The following is a 23,554-nucleotide window of genomic DNA, read 5'->3' as shown; positions in this document are numbered from 1 at the left end:
AATGCTTTATGGGCGTGAAAAAGTGCAGCTAAATATTATTGATAGAGCGTGTCGCTATGACCGACGATAATAAATTAGGAGCACCGATGAGCGTTACTTTGAATTCCATTTCCACTCGATCGCTTTTAGCAGCCAAACATAGCAACGAGCCTCTTATTCCGTTGGAAGTTGTTGCAACAACTTATCTCGGGCTGACAGCAAGCACAGCGAAGCGGAAAGCGCGCATTAATGACCTACCATTTCCTGTTATTCGTTTTGGCTATTCTCAAAAAGCCCCGTGGCTGGTTGATTTTAACCACCTTGTAGCTTACGTAGAGCGTGCAGCTACAGAGTCTCAATGTGACTGGCTTCGCATGCAGGCCTAGGCTGTAGAACGAATTAGCCCGTCGTTTGACGGGCTATACATTAGGTGGATCTTTTCTGTTGTCGAGCTACACGTTGTTCCATTACAGCTTGAAACTTTTTAGTTTTCTCTACTCTTGCTATAAGAGTTAGCTTATAAGCCTTAATCTTCCCTGCACTTTCTTCTTTTTCAGAAAGAAACTGTTTAATCATACCGTCAGTCCAGTTTCTTCCTTGCTTCAACCCAGTTTTTGATATCCACTTTTGGTGCCATGCTTGGCGATAAGTTTCTCTTTGTTGGTGACCATATTCACGTCTTTCAGCTTCAGAATATAGGTGCCATTTTCCATTGTAATAAGGCATAAGTTCTATTTTATTTTTTGTTTTATTTTAATTAATTGTTCTTGTTGTAAAGGCGATAATTTTCTTGATTCCAACCCTTCGTAAGTTTTTAGTAGTCGATTTTTCTGACGATGTTGCTGCCTATCATTGTGCTCTTCTTTCGCTTTTAACCACTTATCAAACTGGTTTTGCATCTTCGAGATAAGTTTTTCAATCTCTAGCGCCTGATTAGCTTTGTCATATTGATATTGCCAAGTGGAGAGCCTTCTCCCTTTCTCTGCCTCCATCGGCTCATAGCTTCTATGATCTACCCCGACATGTTTTAAAACAGCATGATTGAAAGCTTGCTTGATTAATTTAGTTGCTTTCTTTTGCTGAAGTTCCTTCAGAACTCGTTTGCCAACGACCTTCCCAATAATTAAGTGGACATGATCACCGCTACCTTTTTTTCTTTCCTGATCTTGTTGGTGCAGAACCGCGCGAATCTGTTGGCGATATTGTGCAAATTCCAATTTGTTCAGTTTGCATAATTTTGCGAGGGCTAAGCTGCAATCCTTAATCACGGATTGCCATTGTTGGGTAGTAGGGCGGTATCCTTTGGGTAGAGTGAGACAGTATTCAACCGCGTAGCTCGAAAGTGGTCGACCGCCACGACTGTTATATATTTTTTGATTGAGTCGAAACTCTTCGCCAGCAAGCGCAATTCTGTTCGATGTTTTAGCGCAACCAAATATGGATACGATATGTTCGGTATGTTTGTGATTGGCGTGTTTCAGGCTTTGCAAGTAGCGTTCGCGCATCATAACGCCATCGCTTGCAAGGCGAACAGGTTGGGTAATTACAGTCCAGTTTTTTAACATGTTTATTGTTTGCTTTAAGCTTACAAATTCATTCTCAGATTTGCAAACTACGGGACTTTAACCATGCGTATTCATAGGTGATTCCAGATAGGACAACGGCTTCGCTTTCGTTATCTGCTGGTAAGAAGGGAGACCCTTCTTAACTACCCCCTAACAAAAGGCACTCACTCTTTTGCCATATTTTGCAGTTGGGAAAAGAAAATGTATCCTTTTAATAAACACTATGATCAAACCTATATCCACAGAAACACAATTCAAACTCGCATATGATTTAGAAGTATTCGAAGCAACGAGCCTTGTTGAAAAAGTAATAGAAAAGGCAATAGAAGCTCGCTTCCTCACCTTAAGTGATACATCCGATAATCGATTAAAGTTGGCATGGATAAAAAAAATCACTCAACACGCAGAAGATGCTTACAACCTAGAAGATATCGCTGATGGCGAAGATATAGAGGTGAAAATCACTAATCTCAAGCAGCTTTTGGATCGTCGTGACAAGCAAGTAAAGGATATTCTAGAGTTACTTGCGAAGCACATCATTGACGCCTCCCCACGCTATAAGGCTTGATGCTCTATCCGTAAGATAACTTGTTTAATTAAGCACCTGATGTAGGTGCTTTTTTGTTTCAGGTCGCTGTCTCTTCAATGTTGTTGGGGTACAATCGAAATAACTTCGTCAGGCTTACTAAGAACCAAATATGACTAACACAAACTTCTCTCAAACCGCTGCATTCATTTGGTCGGTTGCCGACCTTCTTCGCGGTGACTTCAAACAATCTCAATACGGGCGTGTTATCTTGCCTTTCACTCTTCTTCGTCGCCTTGAGTGTGTGCTGGAAGAGAGTAAAGATGCTGTCGTTATTCAGGCCGAAAAAGTGAAAGCTATGAACCTGCCTGAAGAAGCACAAGAAAAAATGCTGCTTCGTGCTACTAACGGATTGTCGTTCTTCAATACCTCACCAATGAACCTTGGAAAGATGGGGCAGAAGGATATCAAAGATAACCTAGAGAACTACATTCAATGTTTCTCGGCAGACGCTCGTGAAATCTTTGAGCACTTCAAGTTTGATGAGTTTGTTGGTCTGTTAGATGACGCCAACTTGCTATTCAAAGTAGTAAAGAAGTTTGCGACTACCGACCTTAGCCCAACTAAAGTATCCAACCATGAAATGGGATTAGTGTTTGAAGAGTTGATTCGCCGCTTTGCTGAAAGCTCAAATGAAACCGCAGGTGAGCACTTTACCCCTCGTGATATCGTTCGTTTAACCACATCGCTCGTGTTTATGGAAGATGATGATGCGCTGACCAAAGAAGGCATCATTCGCACCATTTACGACCCTACAGCGGGTACGGGCGGCTTCCTATCTTCAGGTATGGAATATGTTCATGAGCTGAACCCTAAAGCAGTGATGCGTGCGTTTGGTCAGGAGTTAAACCCAGAGTCATACGCAATCTGTAAAGCGGATATGCTGATTAAGGGGCAAGATGTTAGCCGTATCAAATTAGGTAACACTCTCTCCAATGACCAACTGCCAGCCGACCAATTTGACTACATGCTATCTAACCCTCCGTTTGGTGTTGATTGGAAGAAGATTGAAGGTGAGATCAAAGACGAACATGCCCTAAAAGGTTTCGATGGTCGTTTCGGCGCGGGCTTACCTCGTGTGTCTGATGGCTCTCTACTGTTCTTGATGCACCTGATCAGTAAAATGCGTGACACTCATGCTGTTGACGGCAGCGTTACGGATGGTGGTCGTATCGGTATCATCCTCAATGGATCACCACTGTTTACTGGCGGTGCTGGTAGTGGTGAAAGTGAAATTCGTCGTTACATTCTTGAGGCTGACTTACTTGAAGCCATCGTCGCGCTGCCAACCGACATGTTCTATAACACAGGTATTGCAACTTACGTATGGGTGCTAAGCAATAAGAAAGCCTCAGAGCGAAAGGGTAAAGTTCAATTAATTGATGGCTCTAACCTGTGTGGCAAGATGCGTAAATCGCTAGGCTCTAAGCGTAACGTAATGAGTGAAGACGACATTAAAACCATTACTCGCAGCTTTGGTGATTTTGAAGTGGTTGATGCTCGTGAGCTTGATAAGCCAGCAGAGCAAAAGTCTAACCGTGGACGTCAGTCAGCGACACCAAAAACAGAAGCGCCTAAAACTTTCGCCAGCAAGATTTTTAGCACCCACGAGTTTGGCTACCGCCGCCTAACAATTGAGCGCCCATTACGTTTATCTACACAGTTAACAGATGAGCGAATCAATACCCTTCGTTTTGCTCCTAAGCCATTTAACGCAGTTATGCCAGCGGTCTATGAGAAATTTGGTTCAGAGTGGACAGAGGAGACATATGGACTGTTAGGTGATGTTGAAACTGAGGTTCGTGCATTAATCAAAGCGGATTTCCCAGAACTAACAGAGAAGCAAATCAAAGATGTCTTGGATAGCAAGATTTGGCTATTCCAAAAGTCTTTAATGGAAAAAGCCCAACAGCTACAAGCTGAAATTGGTCAATCTTTTGGTGGTAAAGCGCACCAGTCTGATGATTTCAATCAGTTTGAATTGACCTTGAAAGGTGCATTTAAAGCCACTGGAATTAAGTTTGATGCCAAAGAGAAAAAGCAGTTTATTGATGCGGTAACGTGGAAGAACCAAGATGCTGAACCAGTGGTTAAAAAGGCACTAAAAGAAGATTCTCAACCATCGTATGGCGCGTTTGAATACAAAGGTAAAGTGGTTGAATTCCAACAGGATGGTGACCTGCGTGATAACGAGAACGTGCCACTTGATCCAAGCGTTAGCACGTCAGATCTGATAGAAAGTTACTTCAAGCGCGAAGTACAGCCACACGTTACCGATGCGTGGGTTAACGCTGATAAGCGTGATGACAAAGACAATGAGATTGGCGTAGTCGGTTACGAAATCCCATTTAGCCGCCATTTCTACGTCTACCAGCCACCACGTGAGCTAAAAGCGATTGATGAGGACTTGGATGCCGTGAGCAACGACATTATGAAGCTACTGCAAGAGGTGCATTCGTAATGAGTAACTATCCTGCTTATTCTGAATACAAACCAACCCACTTGGGTTGGTTACATGAAATCCCCGCTCACTGGGAAGTAAAGCGTTTGAAATATCTTGGTGAAGCGATAATTGGATTAACTTATTCACCAGATGATGTTGTTGATAACTCAGATGAAGGAACATTGGTTCTACGATCTTCAAATGTCCAAAATAAGCAACTGGCATTTGAAGACAACGTATATGTGAATAAGAAAATCCCAGAAAAGCTAAAGACTCAGCTTGGTGACATATTGATATGTGCTCGGAATGGTAGTCGAGCATTGATCGGAAAGAATGCCCAAATTGATAAACAGGGATTGGGTATGACTTTTGGGGCTTTTATGTCTGTGTTTCGTAGTCCTTACAATGATTACCTTTCGAAAGTGTTTAATTCAGCTTTGTTTGAGTATCAATCGGGGTCATTTTTGACTGCTACGATCAATCAGTTAACGACGGCTAATTTAAACAGCTTTGAAATTCCATTGCCACCCAAGGATGAACGTCTTCAAATCGCCAACTTCCTCGATCACGAAACCGCCAAAATCGACACGTTGATCGACAAGCAGCTGCAACTCATCAAGCTGCTAAAAGAAAAGCGTCAAGCCGTGATCAGCCATGCAGTGACTAAAGGGCTAAACCCAGATGTACAGATGAAAGATTCTGGTGTGGAGTGGCTGGGGGAAGTGCCCGAGCATTGGCAAATAGTTTCTGTAAGAAACCTTATCCGCGGAGCTAAGCTAAAAATTCAAGATGGAAATCATGGAGAATTACATCCCGTAGCAAATGATTATGTAGATGATGGGATTCCGTTCCTAATGGCAAATAACGTCAGAAATGGCAAAGCAGACACAACCTCATGTAAACGAATTCCTAAAGCTCTAGCTGATAAGTTACGTATTGGTTTTGCTAAAGCTGGAGACATGCTGTTAACCCATAAAGGAACAGTTGGTGAGGTCTGTATTGTGCCTGATGAAATGTCAGAAGAATATTGGATGTTAACGCCTCAAGTTACTTATTATCGTTGGCTGCACCACACTCTAAGTAACCAATTTTATTACTATCAGTTTCAATCAACGTCCGTTGTAACTCAGTTAGATGTGATAGCAGGTAAACAGTCCACCAGAGGGTATGTTGGGCTGATTGCTCAAGGTGACGTTGAATTGGTCGTCCCACCAATCAATGAACAACAAGAAATTAACTTGTGGCTAAGTACTTATGTGAAAAGATACCAAGACATAATTCAAAAAGCAGAAAATTTGGTTACTCTTCAAATGGAACGGCGTACAGCTCTAATTTCTGCTGCTGTAACAGGTAAAATTGACGTACGCAATTGGCAAGCCCCTGTGAGCCAGAAAGCTCAACAGCAGGAGGCTAGCGTATGAGTGCTGATTCAACTCGAGAATGCATATTCCAAGATGACATCATTCGTCAAATTACAAGGTAGTGAACCAAGTGTCTAAGCCATGGAAACATGAAACTGATGAAGGAGATGTTCTTTACAAGTATCGCTCCTTTGAGAGCTTTGAAAATTTAGTCGATATATTGGTCAACTCTAGAGTCTATGCTGCAAGTTACTATGCTATGAACGATCCTATGGAAGGGTGTTATAACTTCCCTGACTCGTACGCCGATGACGAGATCGACGTATTAGAATCAGTTATTTCTAAACAGAAGTTTTGTTCTCTGAGCACATCAAGAGACATTGACCTAATGTGGGCGCATTACTCGAATGGTAATCGCGGTATTTGTATTGGTGTGACATTGAAGAACACCAATAAAGCTGGGCAGGCTTATAAGGTTAAATATGAAGGGATGCCGAACCTTATACACCGCTCTGTTGATAAAGATAAAGACGATAGAGCGCGGCGTATACTCAGACACAAGTCACCTTGTTGGAGATACGAAGAAGAAATTCGTCTATTTAGCAATGAAGGTCACTTGATTGATGTGGAAATCAAAGAAGTTATCTTTGGAAAAAGAGCAGACAAGAGAATTAAACCATTGGTTGAAGCACTAATAAGTAAGTTTCAGCCTGAAGCTAAAGTGCTGACTCAAAATGAACTGTAGATAAGGGATACGTAGTGGATAAGAAGGACGTGCTAGATATCTATCGAGAGCAATTTGCTTTTGAGAACGATAGGAAAAAGGACATTACAGCGCAGGCTCAGATTCGTTTTGCACTTATTGCTACAGGAGCAACGTTGTTAGTGTATATGGCTCGCAATGTCGATTTGGATGCTTCATTGCCACTACTCGCATTCTTTACTATTTGTTCTTCAATAAGTGCAGTCATATTCGTTGTGGTTGTTTACAAGTTAACAGATGCATTTTGGGGTAACGAATATAGCTATTTACCGCCAATGGATGAAACAGAAGAATATCGCCAAAGCCTTGGAAATAGTGCCTCTATGGCAACGGAAACCTTTGAAGACTATTTAATCGAAGAATATAGTGCCTGCTCTGGAGAAAACCGCAAAACAAACAAGAAACGTCAGGATAAGTTGAACTCGATAGTGAAGTGGCTTAAAGCATCAATCATTCCATTTGTGTTATCTGGAGGTGTATTTTTGTTGTTTGATTTGGATTCGTCATCATCGAGAAAGGTGACAGAAATTAAACTTATTGGTGGTGGGCAAGTGAGTTGTGTAACTAAGGAAGATGTGAGGACTAAAAATGACTAACAATAATAACAACAATAATAATCAACCTTCACAAATGGCTTCTCCGATAAAGCGCCCCCAGAGGGAGCGAGTGATTGAGATGAAAAAGTCATATGGTACCTCCGATGCCAATGCGCTTTATATGGTCAATGATTTTATAAGTGAATCAAATGAACCTTTAAATAAAAATCAATTATCTAAACCTCAGCAACACCATGAACCTACGCTAGAGAGTGCATTTCAAGCTGATATTATTCATCAAATGGTTGCTAATGGTTGGGTAGAAGGAAAACCTGAAGGCTACAACCGAGAGTCGGCACTGTATGAACAAGATGTACTGAACTTCGTAAAAGATACCCAATCAAAAGAGTGGGATAAGCTTTGTAAGATCTATCCAAATGAAACTGAACGCCACTTTTTAGAGCTATTAGTTGCTCAACTTAATAAGGCCGATGAAAATGCTACCGATAAACAATCTCGTTTGTGGGGAACGCTCGGTGTTCTGCGTCATGGATTAAAAATTAGGAAGGTTAGATTCTCCCTTTGTCAATTTAAACCCGAGCATAACCTAAACCCTGAAACCTTGGCACGTTATCAGCAGAACATTTGTCGTATTGTTCCTGAGCTTGTTTACAGCCCCTATGCCACTAAAGAACACTTAGAAGCAACTGGTAAAAAAGCCAAAGCGTGGCGTATTGATCTAGTCCTGTTCGTTAATGGTTTACCTGTTTCAACCCTTGAATTGAAATCAGAGTTCAAACAAGCGGTAGAGAACGCAGTTAAGCAGTATAAACGCACTCGCCTACCTAAAGACCCTGCTACCAAAAAGCTTGAGCCGTTACTCAGCTTTAAACGTGGTGCTTTGGTGCATTTCGCCGTCAGCCAGTATGAAGTGTACATGGCAACCAAACTGGCAGGTGATGACACCTTCTTCCTGCCTTTCAACAAAGGCACTAAAGAAGGCGGTGCGGGTAACGATGTACCTAAAGATAAGAGCCGTTATGCTACAGATTATCTGTGGAATGAGGTATTAGTCCCTGACAACCTATTGGATATCATCGGTCGCTTTGTTCATCTGCAAATTGAAGAGAAGGAAGACTGGGAAGGGCGTAAATACAAGAAAGAAGCGCTTATCTTCCCGCGTTATCACCAGTGGGATGTGGTGACGAAGCTGATTGACGCCGCCATCGAAGAAGGCACTGGTAACAAATATCTTGTGCAGCATAGTGCGGGCTCGGGTAAGTCGAACTCTATTGCATGGACAGCGCATCAGTTATCTACACTTTATGACGCTGAAGGTAACAAGCAATTCCATTCTGTTATTGTTGTAACTGACCGTACCGTTCTTGATGATCAACTACAAGATACTATCTATCAATTTGAACATGCCGATGGTGTGGTAGGGCGTATCAATAACAAAGAAGGTGATGGCTCTAAGTCTGAGAAGCTGGCTTCAGCGTTAGAGAACTCGCAACCTATCATCATTGTGACCATTCAAACCTTCCCGTTTGTTCTGCGTGCGATAGAAAACAGCACGAGCTTGAAAGAGCGTAGCTATGCCGTAATTGCGGATGAAGCGCACTCATCACAAAGTGGTTCTACTGCTCGTCAGTTAAAAGAAGTATTGATGACCGAAGAAGCCGATGATGATGTCGAGTTGTCTTCGGAAGATATTTTGGATGCGACCATTGCCGCACGTAAAGGCAGTGCGAATCTAAACTACTACGCATTCACGGCAACCCCTAAACCAAAGACCATGGAGCTATTTGGGCGTTTACCCAAGCCTGAGCTTGCACCATCAAAGCAGAACAAACCAGAAGCGTATCATGTGTATTCAATGCGTCAAGCTATTGAAGAGGGCTTTATTCTGGATGTGCTAAAGAACTACACCAACTACAAGGTGATGTATCAATTAGCGCAGAAGGTGGATGCTGCTGATAAAGAAGTCGACAGTAAGAAAGCTAAGGTGAAGTTGAATCAATGGGTACGCCTGCACGATCATAATATCTCACAAAAAGTGAAAGTGATTGTTGAGCACTTCAAAGATAACGTCATGGGCTTATTAGGTGGTCAGGCTAAAGCAATGGTGGTCACGAGTTCTCGCAAAGAGGCGGTGCGTTATAAGCTAGCTTTTGACAAGTACGTGGCGGATGCGCTCGCCGAGAACAAGAGTGGCTATGATGCGATTCGCGCTATGGTAGCTTTCTCGGGCGAAGTTGAATTCAACGCAAATGATCCTGATAGCTTTGCTTTCATCGATCAAAAGTTCACTGAAAAGAACATGAACCCAGACTTAAAAGGTCGGGATATGCGTAAAGCCTTCGATAGCGATGACTATCAAGTAATGCTTGTCGCGAACAAGTTCCAAACGGGCTTTGACCAGCCTAAGCTGTGCGCTATGTATGTTGATAAGAAGCTAGGCGGTGTTGAGTGTGTTCAAACACTTTCTCGCCTTAACCGTACTTATCCGGGCAAGGCAGAAACGGGAACCTTCGTATTAGACTTTTACAATGAACCTGATGAGATTTTGGGTTCCTTCCAACCGTATTATCAAACCGCAGAATTGGCGGACGTCACCGATCCTAATATGGTGTTTGATCTGTATGAGAAGCTGCGCACGAGTGGCATTTTCTTATGGTCTGAAGTAGAGCAGTTCTGTGAAGCCTTCTTTACTAAGAAAAAGTCTAATGCTGCGATTAGTAACATTTGTCACCCAGCCAAAGAACGCTGGCAAAAGCGTTATACCTCTGCGGTAGAGGCTTACATCAAAGCCAAAGAGATGTTTGAGCGTACCAAGAAGACAGGCGATGCCGTTCTTATTGCGAACGCTGAAAATAGCTTCAAAGACTGCAAGCAAGAGAAAGACCGTCTTGAGATATTCAAGAAGGATCTCGGCAGTTTCACCCGTTTCTATGAGTTTATGTCTCAGCTCGTTGATTACGATGATAAAGAGCTAGAAAAACTGAGCTTATACGCTCGTCACTTGCGTCCGTTGCTTCGTGAGAAGGTGATTGAGGAAGATGAGTTAGATTTAGATAACGTGGTAATGAGTCACTACCGTCTATCAAAGATCCGTCAGCAAGATATTCAGCTCAAAGAAGATGCTCCGGATTACCAACTTGAGCCAAGTACCGATATAGGTACTGCTAAGGCCAAGGATAAACAGGAAGAGTTTTTATCTTTGGTCTTGGATAAGCTTAATGAAGCGTTTGCCAATGAAAATCTTTCTGATGGTGACATGTTAAATACTGTTCGTAAGTGGAGTGAGAAAGTCCGCGAAAATGAAATGGTGATGGCTCAAATTAAAAATAACCCGAAAGCTGCGGCGATGTTAGGTGACTTCCCTCAGGCTAGTGACGATGCAGTTATGGCTAGCTCTAGTGCCGAGCAGGAAATGATGGTCAAGTACCTAAGTGATCCTAATACTCGTCAAGCTGTGCTTAATGTCATGTTTGATATGGTCAGCGGGAAGGAGGGGATGAATGGCAATCTATGAGTTAGCGAAAGATACTTTAATTAAGGTAGAACCCACTTCTTTTGAAGCAGAGAGGCTAAAAGAAAGGCAAGATATTCAACGCCTACTGAGAGCCAATATTGAGGCTATTAGCCCTGATACTTTGGTGATTGCAGAAGAGTACGGCCATTTTGTAGAGTCTAATCGCCGTATTGATTTGTTAGGGATAGACAAATCAGCGAACCTTGTCGTCATTGAACTAAAAAGGGATGACGATGGCGGTCATATGGAACTTCAAGCCATTCGTTATGCCGCTATGGTTGCCAACCTTACTTGGGAACAAGCGGTGAGTGCTTATAAAGAGTTCTTAGCTCAGACAGAACAAGCACAGGATGCCGAAAGTTCACTGCTTGATTTTCTTGATTGGGATTCACCTCAAGAAGATGAGTTTGGCAAGGATGTTCGTATTGTTCTTGCTGCTCGAAACTTTTCCAAAGAGATCACGACGTCAGTGCTTTGGGTTAATGATATGGGACTAGACATTACCTGTGTTCGTTTGAATCCATTACGGCTTGATGAGCGTCTATTACTCAATGTAGAGCAGATCATCCCACTCCCTGAAGCATTCGATTACCAGATTGAAGTTCGTCATAAGAAAAGAGAGGAGAGGGCTGCACGAGTAGGCCAGCGTGACTCTTCAGTTATATCACTGTCTATCGACGCTCAGCCTTTCAAAACCCGCTTCAAAAAATCTGATCTTGGTTTGTTTACCGTTCAAGCTGTTTTGGAGTCTGGGCTGTTAGATAGTCACTCTTTTGAGTTTCTCCGCCAAAACACGTCATGCTCTTTTCCATTGATAAAAATGGAAAGTGAGGTCAAAGATAATGAACGTAAATACCGTAAGTATCGTGTACACAAAGAACCAGAGCTAGTTTTTGAAGAGCAGGGCTACTATGTGGTCAGAAACTGGGGTATAGGCAATATACAGCGCTTTATTGATGAGATTGAATCGCGGTTTCCGACGATTAAATTTACGATCGAAGCTGAATAATTAGAGTACACATTTTCAATGACAAGTGACGCACTTATAAGTGCGTCACTTGTCATTGAGAAAGGTTACTCTACAATTCAAGTGGTAGCTCGTATTGTTGAGACATTTTAATTTCGTCGCTCGCGTGTGCCTTTATGCCTTTTTGATGAATGGTGATCAGCCCTTCATCTTGTAAGTTAGACAAAGCACGTTTGAATTGTTGGTTGGTCGTATTCGCCTTGATATTTTGTTGAGGGGGAAAGCAAGCCATTCGTAGTTCATCCCTTGTACATTGTCCTTTAAATTCCTCGCGTAACGCTTTTAATACAGGGTTGTTCTCACCATTTGCTTCTTGTTTGATAGCTGCTGGCTCTGTTAAGGCTAAAGATGTAATGGGCTTATTTTCGTCACAAACGGTACCTAGATCTACGGCTTGAAAATCAAATTCAAAGTCAGGTGCAGCTTCGGCGTCTTTTTGTTTGGTGTTGCTTAGCGTTGTAAGGTTAGTAGTGACGTTGTGTGTAACTTTAAACTCAAAATCACAAGCACCAATAAGAGCCGAGCTTCCACGACCCCCCTTTGAGGTATCTTTGCCACAGTGGTGTACGCATAAGATAGTAGTGTCGGCAACCTCCTTAACTGTATCGCAGCCACGAATAAACTTGCCCATGGCGTCCGAACTATTTTCATCCCCTTCAAAGTTACGAGCGAGTGTATCAAGGACTACTAACTGAACTTTAACCCCATGCTTATTCTCAATATCATGAATAGAATCAATTAAACTCCTTCTGTCAGAAGCATCAGATAGAAGCAAGCTTTGACCTAGCATGTAAAGGTTGTCTACATTTTTACCGTTCGTTATTTCCCATGCTCTTACACGTCGAGCCATTCCTGTTTGTCCTTCGGCAGCCACGTAGACTACAGCACCAGCGGCAACGGTTTTATTTTGCCATGGTGTGCTGGTAGCGATTGAGCAACTCAGGTCTATTGCAATAAAGGATTTTCGCGAACCGGATTTACCGTAAATAACGCCAAATGAAGACTTAGAGAAGAAACTTTTTACAAGCCAAGACTGGTTGTTGTCGAATCCCTCTGATCCGATAGAAAATTCCAAAGAACCATATTGTCTTTTTGGTTGTATGTTCATATTAATTAGTATTCTCTTTCTGTAGGTAAGCGTTACCCCTCCCCAATTTTAGGGGATAGGACTTAAAGTGGAGTTAAGCGGCTAAAAGACTTGCTCGTGTTGGGTAGAAGCGTAAGTAAATATTGTTCAAGATATTTAAATCACGATGACCTGATACTTTTGAAATCGCAGATAGACTCCAGTTTTCTTCATAAAGACGGCACAGGGCTTCCGCTCGAAGGTCGTGAAAATGCAGGTCTTCAATCTCAAGCTTTTTCATCGTTCTTCGCCAAGAGGCACTTACAGAATTAGCCTTGTAGGGGAATATAGGGTCACTATCTTTGCTCTTTGGCTGTCGCATAATGATTTCTATAGCTTTAAGAGACAGCTCAAAAGTTGAAGTTATCTTCTGACCTTGTTTCGGTGTTTTTCGATTACTGATCGTGAGGATGCGGCTTTCAGCATTCCAATTTCCCCAACAGATTTTTTCGCTACAGATCTCTCCGCGTCTTGCTCCTGTTTCTAGTGCAAACTCAACAATATCCAACATTGGAATTTTGTGGCGAGAGCTTCCAAGTTCTACTGCAATTGCATTTAACTCAGCTTTTGTTGGGCGGCGAGTACGTTCCTCACTACGTGATATAAAACCTATACGCCTTGATGTTGCGATGGCATCGGCATACCCACCGAGTTCAATATCTAGTCGAAGCATTGTTTTACAATTTTGTAAGGTTGAGCGCAGCACTGATAGGTTGTGTGCAACTGTTTGAGGTTTGTTGCCCCAATTGTCATGCATGTCTTTAGCTAAATTAAACCAGTGATAGGCTTTTAGTTGGTCGGCTGGAGCTGATCCAAAAGGAGTCAAGGCGATGCGTTTGAGTAATGGAATAACCCCAACCTTCAAATCAATGAAAAGAGGACTATTGATATACGCACCGATAACACCTGACATAGATAAGTGTCTTTGTACTTGGGAGAAGAAACTAAAATCTCCCTTCGCAAGTTGACCTTCGAGTTTTTTTTGGAAAGCCATTGCTTTTGCTAGGGTTGGAAAAGTTCGTGACTTCTGACCAACAAAAGGGTCAGCTTGGTGAGTTCGTGCACGTACTTTGTGTTTGGTGCAGTCAGTGTTTTGTGGTTTAGATTTTTCTACGAAAATTGCAGGCATTGTGCCTATCTCCAAATGAATGCCGTTTTCGGCTGCTGGATTTAATCTAACCTCATGATTTGTCAAAGTAAAATGATTGGGTTTTTCAACTGTTTCACGCACTTAGGTTCGCAGGGAAAGTTGTTTATATAATCAGAATTGAAGTGATTCACACACTTACGTTCGAATTGTTACTTATTGAAAGTAATAAAAAAATCAGGCTTGATCACTGAAAAATGTGAGGTTGATCAAAAAAAACTGCTATTACACAGGTTTTTTCCTTTTTTTAACATCCTATCGAGTGTGGAGAGTACCGACACCAAGCCGTAAATAAATGTTGTTCAACACATTGATATCTCTGTGCCCCGTGATTTTGGATATTTCTACAATGTTCAACCCCCGTTCAAACAGTTGGCATGCGCCTTCAGCACGGAGGTCGTGATAGTGTAAGTCACTAATACCTTGTTCTCGGCACATACGTTGCCATGCCGCGCCTACTGAGGTCGCTTTATACGGGAAGATGCACTCTTCGCTTTTAGCCTGCCGTTTGATGATCTCTAATGCCTCAGGGAACAGTGGTATCGTGCAATGATTACCTTTCTTTCTTCTAGGATCCTTACGGTCTCGAATGGTCAATGTGCCGTCTTTGAGGTTTAAATCGTCCCACGTAACACGAGTGATCTCTCCAAGCCTCATACAGGTTAGAATCGATATGTGGAAGATATCAACGAGTGGAATATGTGATGCTCGATGGCTCTGACGCTTATTCAAGCCTTCTTCAGCCAATATCAACTCTTCTTTCGTTGGTCGGCGGTCGCGTTGGTTACTTCGGCCTATTAATCCGTATTGGACAAGTGTCGGTATTGCCTCATTGTGGGCGTGTATGTTGGCTAAATATCCAAACATTGGCCCTGCAACGTTAATAACACTACGCAGATATGTGACGTCTTGGTAGACAGTTTGCGGCAGTGGTGCTGTCGGTTCTTGCAAACGTTCTCGGCAATGTCTAACTAAATGGTGGGCACTAAGCTGATCTGCTTGCACCAAAGCAATGTCATAACTACGCAACCGTCTCAAAACAGCCGCTTTGGAGCGGCCAAGATCTTTAGAAGTAATTCGGTCATTTAGGTAGAGGGTGATGAGGTCACCAATTAAGATGCTTCTCTTAGGGGCATCAAGTGAAGGAATACCCTGCTCATCTAGCTCTTTAACGATCTCTTTTGCCCATTTGGTGGCATCAGTTTTCTTGGTAAATGTTTTTGATTTTTCAAATACTCGTTTGTTGTGACGTGTTGCTCTAACACGCGCTTTATACTTGATCCCTGAATTGCGTTTAATTTTTTCGATGTGAATTGTAGCCATAAGAACCTCTTATCTGTTGATGAAGAGGTGCTCTACTTTTATGTCTCTCGTGATCATTGAAGCACTAGCGACTGATCGCTATAATCCGCTCCTTGAATACTCGTTTGGGGGACAGTTAATGTCCCTCATTTGTCCCCCGATCTGTCCCCTAGTGTCAAAATAGGCTGAAATCGGATGAAATATATAGCAATGCCCCTATGTGGTATTAACTGTAACTCGCTAAATTATAAGGGTTTTTGAAATATGTTCACACCATCTCGATTCTCGGTAGCACCCATGCTCGATTGGACTGACCGTCACTGTCGTTACTTTCACCGTTTGCTTTCTCAGCAGACGCTTCTGTACACGGAAATGATAACAACAGGTGCGATCTTACATGGTAAGGGCGATTTTCTAGAATATAACGAACAAGAACATCCTCTTGCGCTTCAACTCGGCGGTTCAAACCCGGTTGATCTGGCTGCTTGTGCCAAGCTTGCTGGTGAGCGTGGCTATGATGAAATCAACCTTAATGTCGGTTGTCCTTCAGACCGAGTTCAGAATGGTCGCTTTGGTGCTTGCCTAATGGCTGAGCCTGAGCTGGTGGCAGATTGTGTGTCGGCGATGAAAGAAGTCACTGATATTCCAATTACCGTGAAAACGCGTATTGGTATCGACGACCAAGACTCTTATGAGTTCTTAACTAAGTTTGTTTCGACGGTTTCTGAAAAAGGCGGCTGTGAGCAATTTACTATTCATGCTCGTAAAGCATGGTTGAGTGGTCTTAGCCCGAAAGAGAACCGAGAGATTCCACCGCTAGATTACGATCGTGCATACCAAATCAAGAAAGACTTCTCTGATCTTGTGATTGCCGTGAATGGTGGCGTTACTACTCTGGAGCAAACTAAAGAGCACTTGCAACACCTTGATGGTGTGATGATCGGTCGTGAGGCTTACCATAGCCCGTTTATCTTGGCTGAAGTCGATCAGCAGATCTTTGGTTTAGACACGCCAATCAAGAAGCGCTCACAAGTGGTTGAAGAAATGTACCCGTACATTGAGCGTGAGCTTTCAAATGGTGCAAGCTTAGGACACATCTCTCGTCATATGCTTGGTTTGTTCCAAAGCATGCCGGGCGCAAGACAATGGCGTCGCTACATCAGTGAAAACGCACATAAGAAAGGTGCAGGTATCGAAGTGATGCAGACAGCATTGGCTAAGATCCCTAAAGAGCTAAACGTATAACCTCCCTCGAGGTTAAAAGTTCGAGCTTAAAAACCCAAGCTAAAAAACCTAAGCTTAAAAACCTAAGGTTAAATTCGCCACTAGAGGCTAAATTTGCCATTGATAGTTTCTTTAAAAGCCACGCATTTAGATGTGTGGCTTTTTATTTATCTGATAAGTAAGGGTTTTATTGGTTTTACTAACTTGGTATGGAAGCTGCAATGCTAGAAAGTAGGAAAGATAGGTCATTAACTCATTAGGGAGACCATTATGTTTGAATTAATCTTTGTTCTTATTTTCGTCGCAACTCTACTTGTCACTGGTATCACGTTTATGACGGTATTAGCTGCAACCGGAATCGCGTTAGTCGTCATGTTGGTCTTAGGTATGATGGGGGTTGTGTTTAAGTTGCTGCCTTGGTTAATTGTGATTGCATTGGGTATCTGGTTTTTCAAAAACTTTGTACACAGTTCTAACCAAAGACGTTACTAAGGTCATGGTGTCGTCAAATCTTTGATCGTCATCGGTTTATCGTTTTAGAATTTAAGATGTGTGATAGAATTTTCCCCAATAATCTATGAATGTGCATACAATTAGCACAACGATATGGAATTGGAGCTATCTCAAATGAATAAAATGCCATTAATTGCTTTAGTGGGAATGCTATCTTTAAGCTCGGCAGTGTCTGCTGAAGAAGAGTTTTCTTACACGGCTAAAGTCGGTGCCGATATGTGGTGGGGAAGTACAAAGCTAAACGAAGTTAGACAAGATGATGATTCTAACTCACCTTCGTTGTATCTCGCATTTGAGCATAATGCCCCGATGCTACCAAACGCTAGCTTTCGCTATACTTCTGTTGATGCAGATTCATTGGCTTTCGATAAGTACGACTACACCTTCTATTACACGTTGTTAGATCACAAGCTGATGAACTTCGATGCGGGTGTGACGTTTACTCAGTATTCAAACTCGAATTATATCGAACCGAAAACGGGTGGCGCTCAAACAAGCTTTGATGAATTCACTTGGAGCTTCTACGGCAACGCAGAGATCAACGTTCCTGAGACCAATTTCGATATCATCGGTACGATGGAGTTCGGTGATAGCAGTGGTATTAAGAGCACGGATTTGATGGCGGGTGTTCAGTACCGAATCCCTGTAGCGGAAACCGAGATAGCACTGCGTGGTGGCTACCGTGTGATCGACCTTGAGTCTGAAGAGTTCTTCTCTTCAGAGTTAGGTAAAGAGTTTGTCATGGTCGATGGCTGGTTCGCTGGTGCAGAAGTGCGCTTCTAGGCTATTCAAGCTCATTAAGAACGAATTTTAAGAACGCCACTTTATTAAGTGGCGTTTTTTTATATCTATTGGTTACTTGGGTATATATCTTTCTGGAATTAGTTAGCACATTCATCACTTTCGACCATCCTTAATACAGAGATCTAATTAGCGTCTATTCTTATAAGGTCTATGTTGTGAGGTCAAAGCAAGGGATGAAATATGACACTCAATGAATTACGAAATTTGTATCGAGAAAACCTGTTAGTTGAAGCGGTTATTGAGCCCTCGATTCAAGAAGGGACGTGGGTTGTCGAGTTTCGCCATATGGGAGGAGGCTTCGTTCTGCTTACCGATGTTCATGGTGAAGAGTGCCATTACGCTGATCTAGATTTAGCATCAAAGTCGGCAATGGCGGTTGGCTTTCAACAAGTCCGGATTGAAAACCAATAATCAATTTAGTGTTCAATCGCTTTTTACTTCCAAAAAGTTATAAAACATACGTTTCTATTCTTTCTAGTTATTAAAGGGAGTGGTTAATCTATTGTCACGCAATGATTAGGGATGTCGTGACCATGTCTTTAAATAAGAAAGAGTCTTCACAAAATAATAATGCACAGTCTGGAACTAATGAGTTACCTGGGCTGGCAGCTCCACTTAATGACCAACAACTGGGTCATCTTCAACACACTGTTTCTGAATTATCTTCTCAACAACTGGCATGGGTCAGCGGTTACCTTTGGGGTGTGAGCCAAGCTCAGCCTGTCGGTGCAGCTGCGCCAATTGCTCAAGCTGCCGCTGCAGTCGCGGCTAAACCTGCGGGTAAGTTAAGTATTATCTTCGCTTCTCAAACGGGTAATGCTAAAGGTGTTGCTGAATCACTTGCAGCAGAAGCGAAAGCCTTAGGTATTGCTGTCGAGCTTTTCGATGCAAGTGACTATAAAGGTAAGAACCTAGCCAAAGAGACACACGTCATTTTTGTTGCTTCAACTAATGGCGAAGGTGAAGCTCCTGATAACGCCATTGAGTTGCACGAATTCCTACAATCGAAGAAAGCACCTAAATTATCAAACTTACAATATGGTGTGATTGGTTTAGGTGATTCAAGCTACGAGTTCTTCTGCCAAACCGCGAAAGACTTCGATAACTTCTTAGCTAAGCTTGGTGCTAAATCGTTTGTTGACCGTCTTGATTGTGATGTTGATTACGAAGCATCGGCAACAGAGTGGCGTGCTAAAGCATTAGAGCAAGTAAAAGAGACGTTATCGACAGGCACTGAAGCCGATGTGGTTCAATTACCTGTTGGTCAAGTGGCCGCTGGTCATTCGCAATACACCAAACAAAACCCATACACGGCGACATTACTGACTAGTCAAAAGATCACGGGTCGCGACTCGGGCAAAGATGTTCGTCATATCGAGATTGATCTTGATGAGTCAGGTATCACTTACCAACCTGGTGATGCGCTAGGTGTATGGTTTGAAAACAGTTCAGAACTCGCAAATCAGATCCTTTCTAAGGTTGGGTTGTCTGGTATCGAAAGTGTTGATGTCGATGGTGATAACTTATCTGTCCACAGCGCACTCGTTAGTAAATTCGAGATTACATCTTCAAACCCTCAACTTGTGTCTAAGTTTGCTGAGCTATCGGGCAGCAAGAAGTTGATCAAGCTGGTGGAAGATAAAGACAAGCTTCGTGAATATGCGGGTAACACTCAAATTGTCGATGTGCTAGCAGAGAAGAAAACCAAGCTATCAGCTGATGAGCTAATCGGTCTTCTACGTAAGTTAACTCCACGTCTCTATTCTATTGCATCAAGCCAAGCAGAAGTGGATGAAGAAGTTCACTTGACGGTTGGTCTGGTTGAATACCAAAAGGGCGATGAATCCCGTTTAGGCGGAGCTTCTAGCTTCTTAGCTCAACGTCTTGAAGAAGGTGGTGAAGTGAAGGTGTTTGTAGAGAACAACAATAACTTCAAACTCCCACAAGACGACAATACGCCAATCATCATGGTCGGCCCGGGTACCGGTATCGCACCGTTCCGCAGTTTTGTTCAAGAGCGTGAAAACAATGATGCTGAAGGCAAAAGTTGGCTCTTCTTTGGTGACCGAACTTTCACTCAAGATTTCTTATATCAAGTTGAATGGCAGAAATACCTTAAGTCTGGTGCGCTAACCAAGCTTGATGTTGCCTTTAGTCGTGACCAAAAAGAAAAGGTTTATGTTCAAGATCGCTTAATTGAACAAGCAGCTCAGGTTTGGCAATGGCTTCAAGAGGGCGCGTACCTCTATGTATGTGGCGATGCGACTCGAATGGCGAAAGATGTTCATGAAGCGTTAGTTACAATTGCGGAAAAACATGGCGATCAGAGCCGCGAGCAAGCTGAACAATATATTAATGATTTACGTAAAGCGAAACGTTACCAAAGGGATGTGTACTAATGAGCAAGCAAGTAATAGAGCAAGAAGTGCTAGGTCAAGTACTGGGACCTTTGGCTGACAACGAGCGTTTGAAGCGTGAAAGTAAAAATCTTCGCGGTACGATTGAACAAGATCTCCAAGATAGAATTACGGGTGGCTTTACTGCCGATAACTTTCAGTTAATTCGTTTCCACGGTATGTATCAGCAAGATGACCGTGACATCCGTAATGAACGTACCAAGCAAAAGCTAGAACCTTTACATAATGTCATGCTGCGTGCGCGTATGCCTGGCGGCATTATCACTCCGAAGCAGTGGCTCGCGATTGATAAATTCGCAGATGAAAGCACCTCTTATGGTTCTATCCGTCTCACAACTCGTCAAACTTTCCAGTTTCACGGTGTGTTGAAGCCGAACATTAAGTTAATGCACCAAACACTCAACAGTATTGGTATTGATTCCATTGCGACTGCGGGTGACGTAAACCGAAATGTTTTGTGTACGACAAACCCGGTTGAGTCCGAGCTCCATCAAGAAGCTTACGAGTGGGCGAAAAAGATCAGTGAACATCTATTACCTAAGACTCGTGCTTATGCAGAAATCTGGTTAGATGGTGAAAAGCTAGCAACAACGGATGAAGAACCTATCTTAGGTAGCAACTACCTACCACGTAAGTTTAAGACGACGGTTGTAATTCCTCCGCAAAATGACGTAGATGTGCATGCTAACGATCTTAACTTCATCGCGATTGCTAAAGACGGAAAGCTGGTGGGCTTTAACGTATTAGTGGGCGGTGGTCTTGCAATGACGCACGGCGATACTTCTACTTATGCGCGTAAAGCTGACGACTTTGGTTTTGTGCCATTAGAGAAAACGTTAGATGTAGCTGCGGCGGTGGTAACGACTCAGCGTGATTGGGGTAACCGTTCGAACCGTAAGAACGCAAAAACCAAATACACACTAGACCGTGTTGGTATTGATGTATTCAAAGCAGAAGTAGAAAAACGTGCAGGCGTTGAGTTTTCTGAAAGCCGTCCTTATGAGTTTACTGGCCGTGGCGATCGTATCGGTTGGGCGGAAGGCATTGATGGTAAGCAACACTTAGCGTTATTCATCGAAAATGGTCGTTTACTTGATTTCCCTGGGAAAGCGCTGAAAACAGGTGTTGCTGAAATAGCGAAGATCCACAAAGGTGACTTCCGCATGACAGCGAACCAAAACCTAATTGTTGCAGGTGTGCCTAAGAGCCAAAAGGCAAAAATTGAAAAGCTGGCACGTCAATACGGTCTGATGGATGATGCCGTTTCCGAGCAGCGTAAAAACTCAATGGCTTGTGTGGCATTCCCAACATGTCCTTTAGCAATGGCAGAAGCTGAGCGTTTTCTTCCTGAGTTTGTAACGGATGTTGAAGACATTCTGAATAAACATGGATTACCAGAAGAAGATAACATTATCCTTCGTATCACGGGTTGTCCAAACGGTTGTGGTCGTGCAATGTTGGCTGAACTGGGGTTAGTCGGTAAGGCTCCGGGGCGTTACAACATGCACTTAGGTGGCAACAAAGCCGGAACTCGTATCCCGAAGATGTATAAAGAGAACATCACTTCAGCTCAGATCTTAGAAGAGATTGATTCGCTGGTGGGACGTTGGGCTACGGAACGTAACGACAATGAAGGGTTCGGTGATTTTACAATCCGAGCTGACATCATCGAAGAGGTGATCATTTCAAAGAGGGATCTGCATGCATAATTCTGTCGCTTCAAAACTGAAGTTAGCAGAGCTACTCGCATTGACTAAGACGGAGCAAATACTTCGTCTTGGACAAATCAATGCTGAGTTAGAGCAGCTAACCGCATTAGAGAGAGTTAAGTGGGCACTAGAACATTTAGAAGGGACACATGTTGTGTCTTCTAGTTTCGGAATCCAAGCGGCGTTGATGCTGCACTTAGTGACTCAAGCAAAACCAGATATTCCGGTTATTCTTACGGACACTGGGTATCTATTCCCGGAAACGTATCAATTTATCGATGAGTTAAGTCAGAAGTTGACTCTAAACCTTCAAGTTTTTCGTTCTCAGCAGAGCCCTAATTGGCAAGAAGCGCAATATGGCAAACTTTGGGATCAAGGTATAGAAGGGATAGAGAAGTACAACAAGCTTAATAAAGTTGAACCGATGAGAAGAGCGCTGGATGAACTCGAGGCTGGCACTTGGTTTTCTGGGTTGAGAAGAGAGCAATCTCAATCGCGTGCAAACTTGCCTATCTTATCTATCCAAAATGGTGTGTTTAAGTTCTTGCCAGTAATTGATTGGACAAATAAAGATGTTCATTATTATTTAGAAGAGCATGGCCTCAGTTACCACCCACTTCGCGAACAGGGGTACCTTTCTGTTGGAGATACTCATACGACTAAGAAATGGGAACCGGGTATGACTGAAGAAGAAACCCGTTTTAATGGTCTAAAACGAGAATGTGGTCTCCATGAAGACGATGGAGAGCAATATGGCTCTGGGATTTAGACTCATTGCCATTTAAAAAGCTGCCTCAAGGCAGCTTTTTTAGTTTCTAGGATGAAAATTAGAGCAATTGTGGATAAGTCTGTGGTTATTCTGTAAGTACTTTGTAGTTAAACTTGCACAAATAAGGCTTTGAGTGTTTATTCGTCATCTAACCGTTATTTTTACATTTTTCGGCAATAAACACTTGCCAATGTGAGGAACATCTCTATAATGCCGCCTCACTGACACGGTAGACGCCACAAGGCTTCAGCGAAGAATGTTAGTAAGGCAACTAGCTTTAAGCGATTATTCGCTCCTACTTTTTAAAAGTGGAAATTAATTTTCAAAAGTGTTTGACACTGAGAATTAAAACGCTAGAATGGCCGCCTCTTCCGAAGTGATGTAAGTCACAACGAAGAGAAGCTCTTTAACAATTTAAACCTATCAATCTGTGTGGGCACTCGTTGATGAATATCAAAACGTCATTCTTAGGAATGGCAGTTACTTCGGTAACAAACTTGATTTCAATGAACTGAGTGACCAATACAAAATTAAGTTTACTTAATTTTGGCACAGTCAATTCATTACCATTCTGTTGGAATGGTAATAGCTTTAGAATTACATGTTTACTTCGGTAAATATTAGTTTTGAAGTCAGTATTCGTTGAGTCACAAAATCTTAAATTGAAGAGTTTGATCATGGCTCAGATTGAACGCTGGCGGCAGGCCTAACACATGCAAGTCGAGCGGAAACGACAACATTGAATCTT

The 23,554-nt window shown here is 42.6% G+C and carries 20 protein-coding genes and 1 rRNA gene; 16 read left to right on the top strand and 5 right to left on the bottom strand.

All coding sequences use genetic code 11. The annotated features are described in order from the left end of the window. The first annotated feature begins 56 nt into the window (after positions 1-56). Positions 57-365, top strand: a complete 309-nt coding sequence (locus tag AACW75_RS23115) for a pyocin activator PrtN family protein (protein WP_237297518.1) — start codon at positions 57-59, stop codon at positions 363-365. 40 nt (positions 366-405) lie between these two features. Here the strand turns inward: AACW75_RS23115 and AACW75_RS23110 are convergent, their stop codons facing one another. After that, positions 406-705 (bottom strand): hypothetical protein, encoded by a 300-nt coding sequence (locus AACW75_RS23110; protein ID WP_145572175.1) that lies wholly within the window; start codon positions 703-705, stop codon positions 406-408. Between the two features lie 5 nt (positions 706-710). Next, positions 711-1,544, bottom strand: a complete 834-nt coding sequence (locus AACW75_RS23105; RefSeq protein ID WP_145572174.1) for a hypothetical protein — start codon at positions 1,542-1,544, stop codon at positions 711-713. Positions 1,545-1,767: 223 nt separating this feature from the next. On the opposite strand from AACW75_RS23105, the gene AACW75_RS23100 reads away from it, so the two are divergent. The 7 genes from AACW75_RS23100 to AACW75_RS23070 all read left to right on the top strand — a co-directional run bounded on the left by AACW75_RS23100 (position 1,768) and on the right by AACW75_RS23070 (position 11,777). After that, complete coding sequence (locus AACW75_RS23100; RefSeq protein WP_145572183.1) at positions 1,768-2,112, top strand: hypothetical protein; 345 nt, start codon at positions 1,768-1,770, stop codon at positions 2,110-2,112. 130 nt (positions 2,113-2,242) lie between these two features. Beyond that, positions 2,243-4,591 (top strand): type I restriction-modification system subunit M, encoded by a 2,349-nt coding sequence (locus AACW75_RS23095; protein WP_145572173.1) that lies wholly within the window; start codon positions 2,243-2,245, stop codon positions 4,589-4,591. Between the two features lie 86 nt (positions 4,592-4,677). Further along, positions 4,678-5,994, top strand: coding sequence for a restriction endonuclease subunit S (locus AACW75_RS23090; RefSeq protein ID WP_237297517.1), 1,317 nt, complete (start codon positions 4,678-4,680; stop codon positions 5,992-5,994). A 70-nt stretch (positions 5,995-6,064) separates the two neighbouring features. Continuing rightward, complete coding sequence (locus AACW75_RS23085) at positions 6,065-6,679, top strand: DUF2971 domain-containing protein (protein WP_145572171.1); 615 nt, start codon at positions 6,065-6,067, stop codon at positions 6,677-6,679. A 14-nt stretch (positions 6,680-6,693) separates the two neighbouring features. Then, on the top strand, positions 6,694-7,293 hold the full coding sequence (locus tag AACW75_RS23080; RefSeq protein ID WP_145572170.1) for a hypothetical protein: 600 nt from the start codon (positions 6,694-6,696) through the stop codon (positions 7,291-7,293). 241 nt (positions 7,294-7,534) lie between these two features. Further along, entirely contained in the window at positions 7,535-10,768 is a 3,234-nt protein-coding gene (locus tag AACW75_RS23075) for a type I restriction endonuclease subunit R (RefSeq protein ID WP_237297567.1), read from the top strand. Further along, the gene (locus AACW75_RS23070) at positions 10,755-11,777 is read left to right on the top strand and encodes a hypothetical protein (RefSeq protein WP_145572169.1); all 1,023 of its coding nucleotides are present in this window, start codon (positions 10,755-10,757) and stop codon (positions 11,775-11,777) included. The genes AACW75_RS23075 and AACW75_RS23070 overlap by 14 nt, the downstream gene beginning before the upstream one ends. Before the next feature lie 70 nt (positions 11,778-11,847). Here AACW75_RS23070 and AACW75_RS23065 read toward each other — a convergent pair whose 3' ends face one another. The 3 genes from AACW75_RS23065 to AACW75_RS23055 all read right to left on the bottom strand — a co-directional run bounded on the left by AACW75_RS23065 (position 11,848) and on the right by AACW75_RS23055 (position 15,391). Next, a complete protein-coding gene (locus AACW75_RS23065) occupies positions 11,848-12,903 on the bottom strand; it encodes an AAA family ATPase (RefSeq protein WP_145572168.1) in 1,056 nt (351 codons plus the stop codon). Between the two features lie 73 nt (positions 12,904-12,976). Then, positions 12,977-14,152 (bottom strand): site-specific integrase, encoded by a 1,176-nt coding sequence (locus AACW75_RS23060; protein ID WP_145572167.1) that lies wholly within the window; start codon positions 14,150-14,152, stop codon positions 12,977-12,979. Between the two features lie 171 nt (positions 14,153-14,323). Then, positions 14,324-15,391: a site-specific integrase gene (locus AACW75_RS23055; RefSeq protein WP_145572166.1), complete on the bottom strand. Its 1,068-nt coding sequence runs from the start codon at positions 15,389-15,391 to the stop codon at positions 14,324-14,326. 243 nt (positions 15,392-15,634) lie between these two features. Between AACW75_RS23055 and dusA the strand changes: the two genes are divergently transcribed. The 8 genes from dusA to AACW75_RS23015 form a co-directional block, all read left to right on the top strand. Next, the gene (gene dusA, locus AACW75_RS23050; RefSeq protein WP_145572165.1) at positions 15,635-16,615 is read left to right on the top strand and encodes a tRNA dihydrouridine(20/20a) synthase DusA; all 981 of its coding nucleotides are present in this window, start codon (positions 15,635-15,637) and stop codon (positions 16,613-16,615) included. Between the two features lie 249 nt (positions 16,616-16,864). Further along, complete coding sequence (gene pspG, locus AACW75_RS23045) at positions 16,865-17,086, top strand: envelope stress response protein PspG (protein ID WP_004735816.1); 222 nt, start codon at positions 16,865-16,867, stop codon at positions 17,084-17,086. Positions 17,087-17,221: 135 nt separating this feature from the next. Next, positions 17,222-17,890 carry a TIGR04219 family outer membrane beta-barrel protein gene (locus AACW75_RS23040; protein ID WP_065682097.1) on the top strand — a complete coding sequence of 223 codons (669 nt, stop codon included), beginning with the start codon at positions 17,222-17,224 and terminating at the stop codon, positions 17,888-17,890. 201 nt (positions 17,891-18,091) lie between these two features. Continuing rightward, positions 18,092-18,322 carry a hypothetical protein gene (locus AACW75_RS23035; protein ID WP_017073465.1) on the top strand — a complete coding sequence of 77 codons (231 nt, stop codon included), beginning with the start codon at positions 18,092-18,094 and terminating at the stop codon, positions 18,320-18,322. Positions 18,323-18,444: 122 nt separating this feature from the next. Continuing rightward, positions 18,445-20,310, top strand: a complete 1,866-nt coding sequence (locus AACW75_RS23030; protein WP_145566086.1) for an assimilatory sulfite reductase (NADPH) flavoprotein subunit — start codon at positions 18,445-18,447, stop codon at positions 20,308-20,310. After that, a complete protein-coding gene (cysI, locus tag AACW75_RS23025) occupies positions 20,310-22,037 on the top strand; it encodes an assimilatory sulfite reductase (NADPH) hemoprotein subunit (RefSeq protein ID WP_145572164.1) in 1,728 nt (575 codons plus the stop codon). Before AACW75_RS23030 ends, cysI begins: the two co-directional genes overlap by 1 nt. Then, complete coding sequence (locus AACW75_RS23020) at positions 22,030-22,806, top strand: phosphoadenylyl-sulfate reductase (RefSeq protein WP_054548387.1); 777 nt, start codon at positions 22,030-22,032, stop codon at positions 22,804-22,806. Before cysI ends, AACW75_RS23020 begins: the two co-directional genes overlap by 8 nt. Before the next feature lie 659 nt (positions 22,807-23,465). Continuing rightward, a 16S ribosomal RNA gene (locus AACW75_RS23015) occupies positions 23,466-23,554 on the top strand; the annotation flags it as partial.

Source organism: Vibrio sp. L3-7 (assembly GCF_963898195.1).
GTDB lineage: Bacteria > Pseudomonadota > Gammaproteobacteria > Enterobacterales > Vibrionaceae > Vibrio > Vibrio echinoideorum.
The sequence above is the reverse complement of the archived record's forward strand: the minus strand, read 5'-3'. Positions and strand labels throughout refer to the sequence as shown.

Coding starts and splice junctions, on each gene's coding strand:
- AACW75_RS23020 (WP_054548387.1), top strand. CDS start 22,030: ATGCATAATTCTGTCGCTTCAAAACTGAAGTTAGCAGAGCTACTCGCA.
- AACW75_RS23100 (WP_145572183.1), top strand. CDS start 1,768: ATGATCAAACCTATATCCACAGAAACACAATTCAAACTCGCATATGAT.
- AACW75_RS23070 (WP_145572169.1), top strand. CDS start 10,755: ATGGCAATCTATGAGTTAGCGAAAGATACTTTAATTAAGGTAGAACCC.
- dusA (WP_145572165.1), top strand. CDS start 15,635: ATGTTCACACCATCTCGATTCTCGGTAGCACCCATGCTCGATTGGACT.
- AACW75_RS23055 (WP_145572166.1), bottom strand. CDS start 15,391: ATGGCTACAATTCACATCGAAAAAATTAAACGCAATTCAGGGATCAAG.
- AACW75_RS23095 (WP_145572173.1), top strand. CDS start 2,243: ATGACTAACACAAACTTCTCTCAAACCGCTGCATTCATTTGGTCGGTT.
- AACW75_RS23110 (WP_145572175.1), bottom strand. CDS start 705: ATGCCTTATTACAATGGAAAATGGCACCTATATTCTGAAGCTGAAAGA.
- AACW75_RS23075 (WP_237297567.1), top strand. CDS start 7,535: ATGGTTGCTAATGGTTGGGTAGAAGGAAAACCTGAAGGCTACAACCGA.
- AACW75_RS23040 (WP_065682097.1), top strand. CDS start 17,222: ATGAATAAAATGCCATTAATTGCTTTAGTGGGAATGCTATCTTTAAGC.
- pspG (WP_004735816.1), top strand. CDS start 16,865: ATGTTTGAATTAATCTTTGTTCTTATTTTCGTCGCAACTCTACTTGTC.
- AACW75_RS23105 (WP_145572174.1), bottom strand. CDS start 1,544: ATGTTAAAAAACTGGACTGTAATTACCCAACCTGTTCGCCTTGCAAGC.
- AACW75_RS23065 (WP_145572168.1), bottom strand. CDS start 12,903: ATGAACATACAACCAAAAAGACAATATGGTTCTTTGGAATTTTCTATC.
- cysI (WP_145572164.1), top strand. CDS start 20,310: ATGAGCAAGCAAGTAATAGAGCAAGAAGTGCTAGGTCAAGTACTGGGA.
- AACW75_RS23030 (WP_145566086.1), top strand. CDS start 18,445: ATGTCTTTAAATAAGAAAGAGTCTTCACAAAATAATAATGCACAGTCT.
- AACW75_RS23035 (WP_017073465.1), top strand. CDS start 18,092: ATGACACTCAATGAATTACGAAATTTGTATCGAGAAAACCTGTTAGTT.
- AACW75_RS23115 (WP_237297518.1), top strand. CDS start 57: ATGACCGACGATAATAAATTAGGAGCACCGATGAGCGTTACTTTGAAT.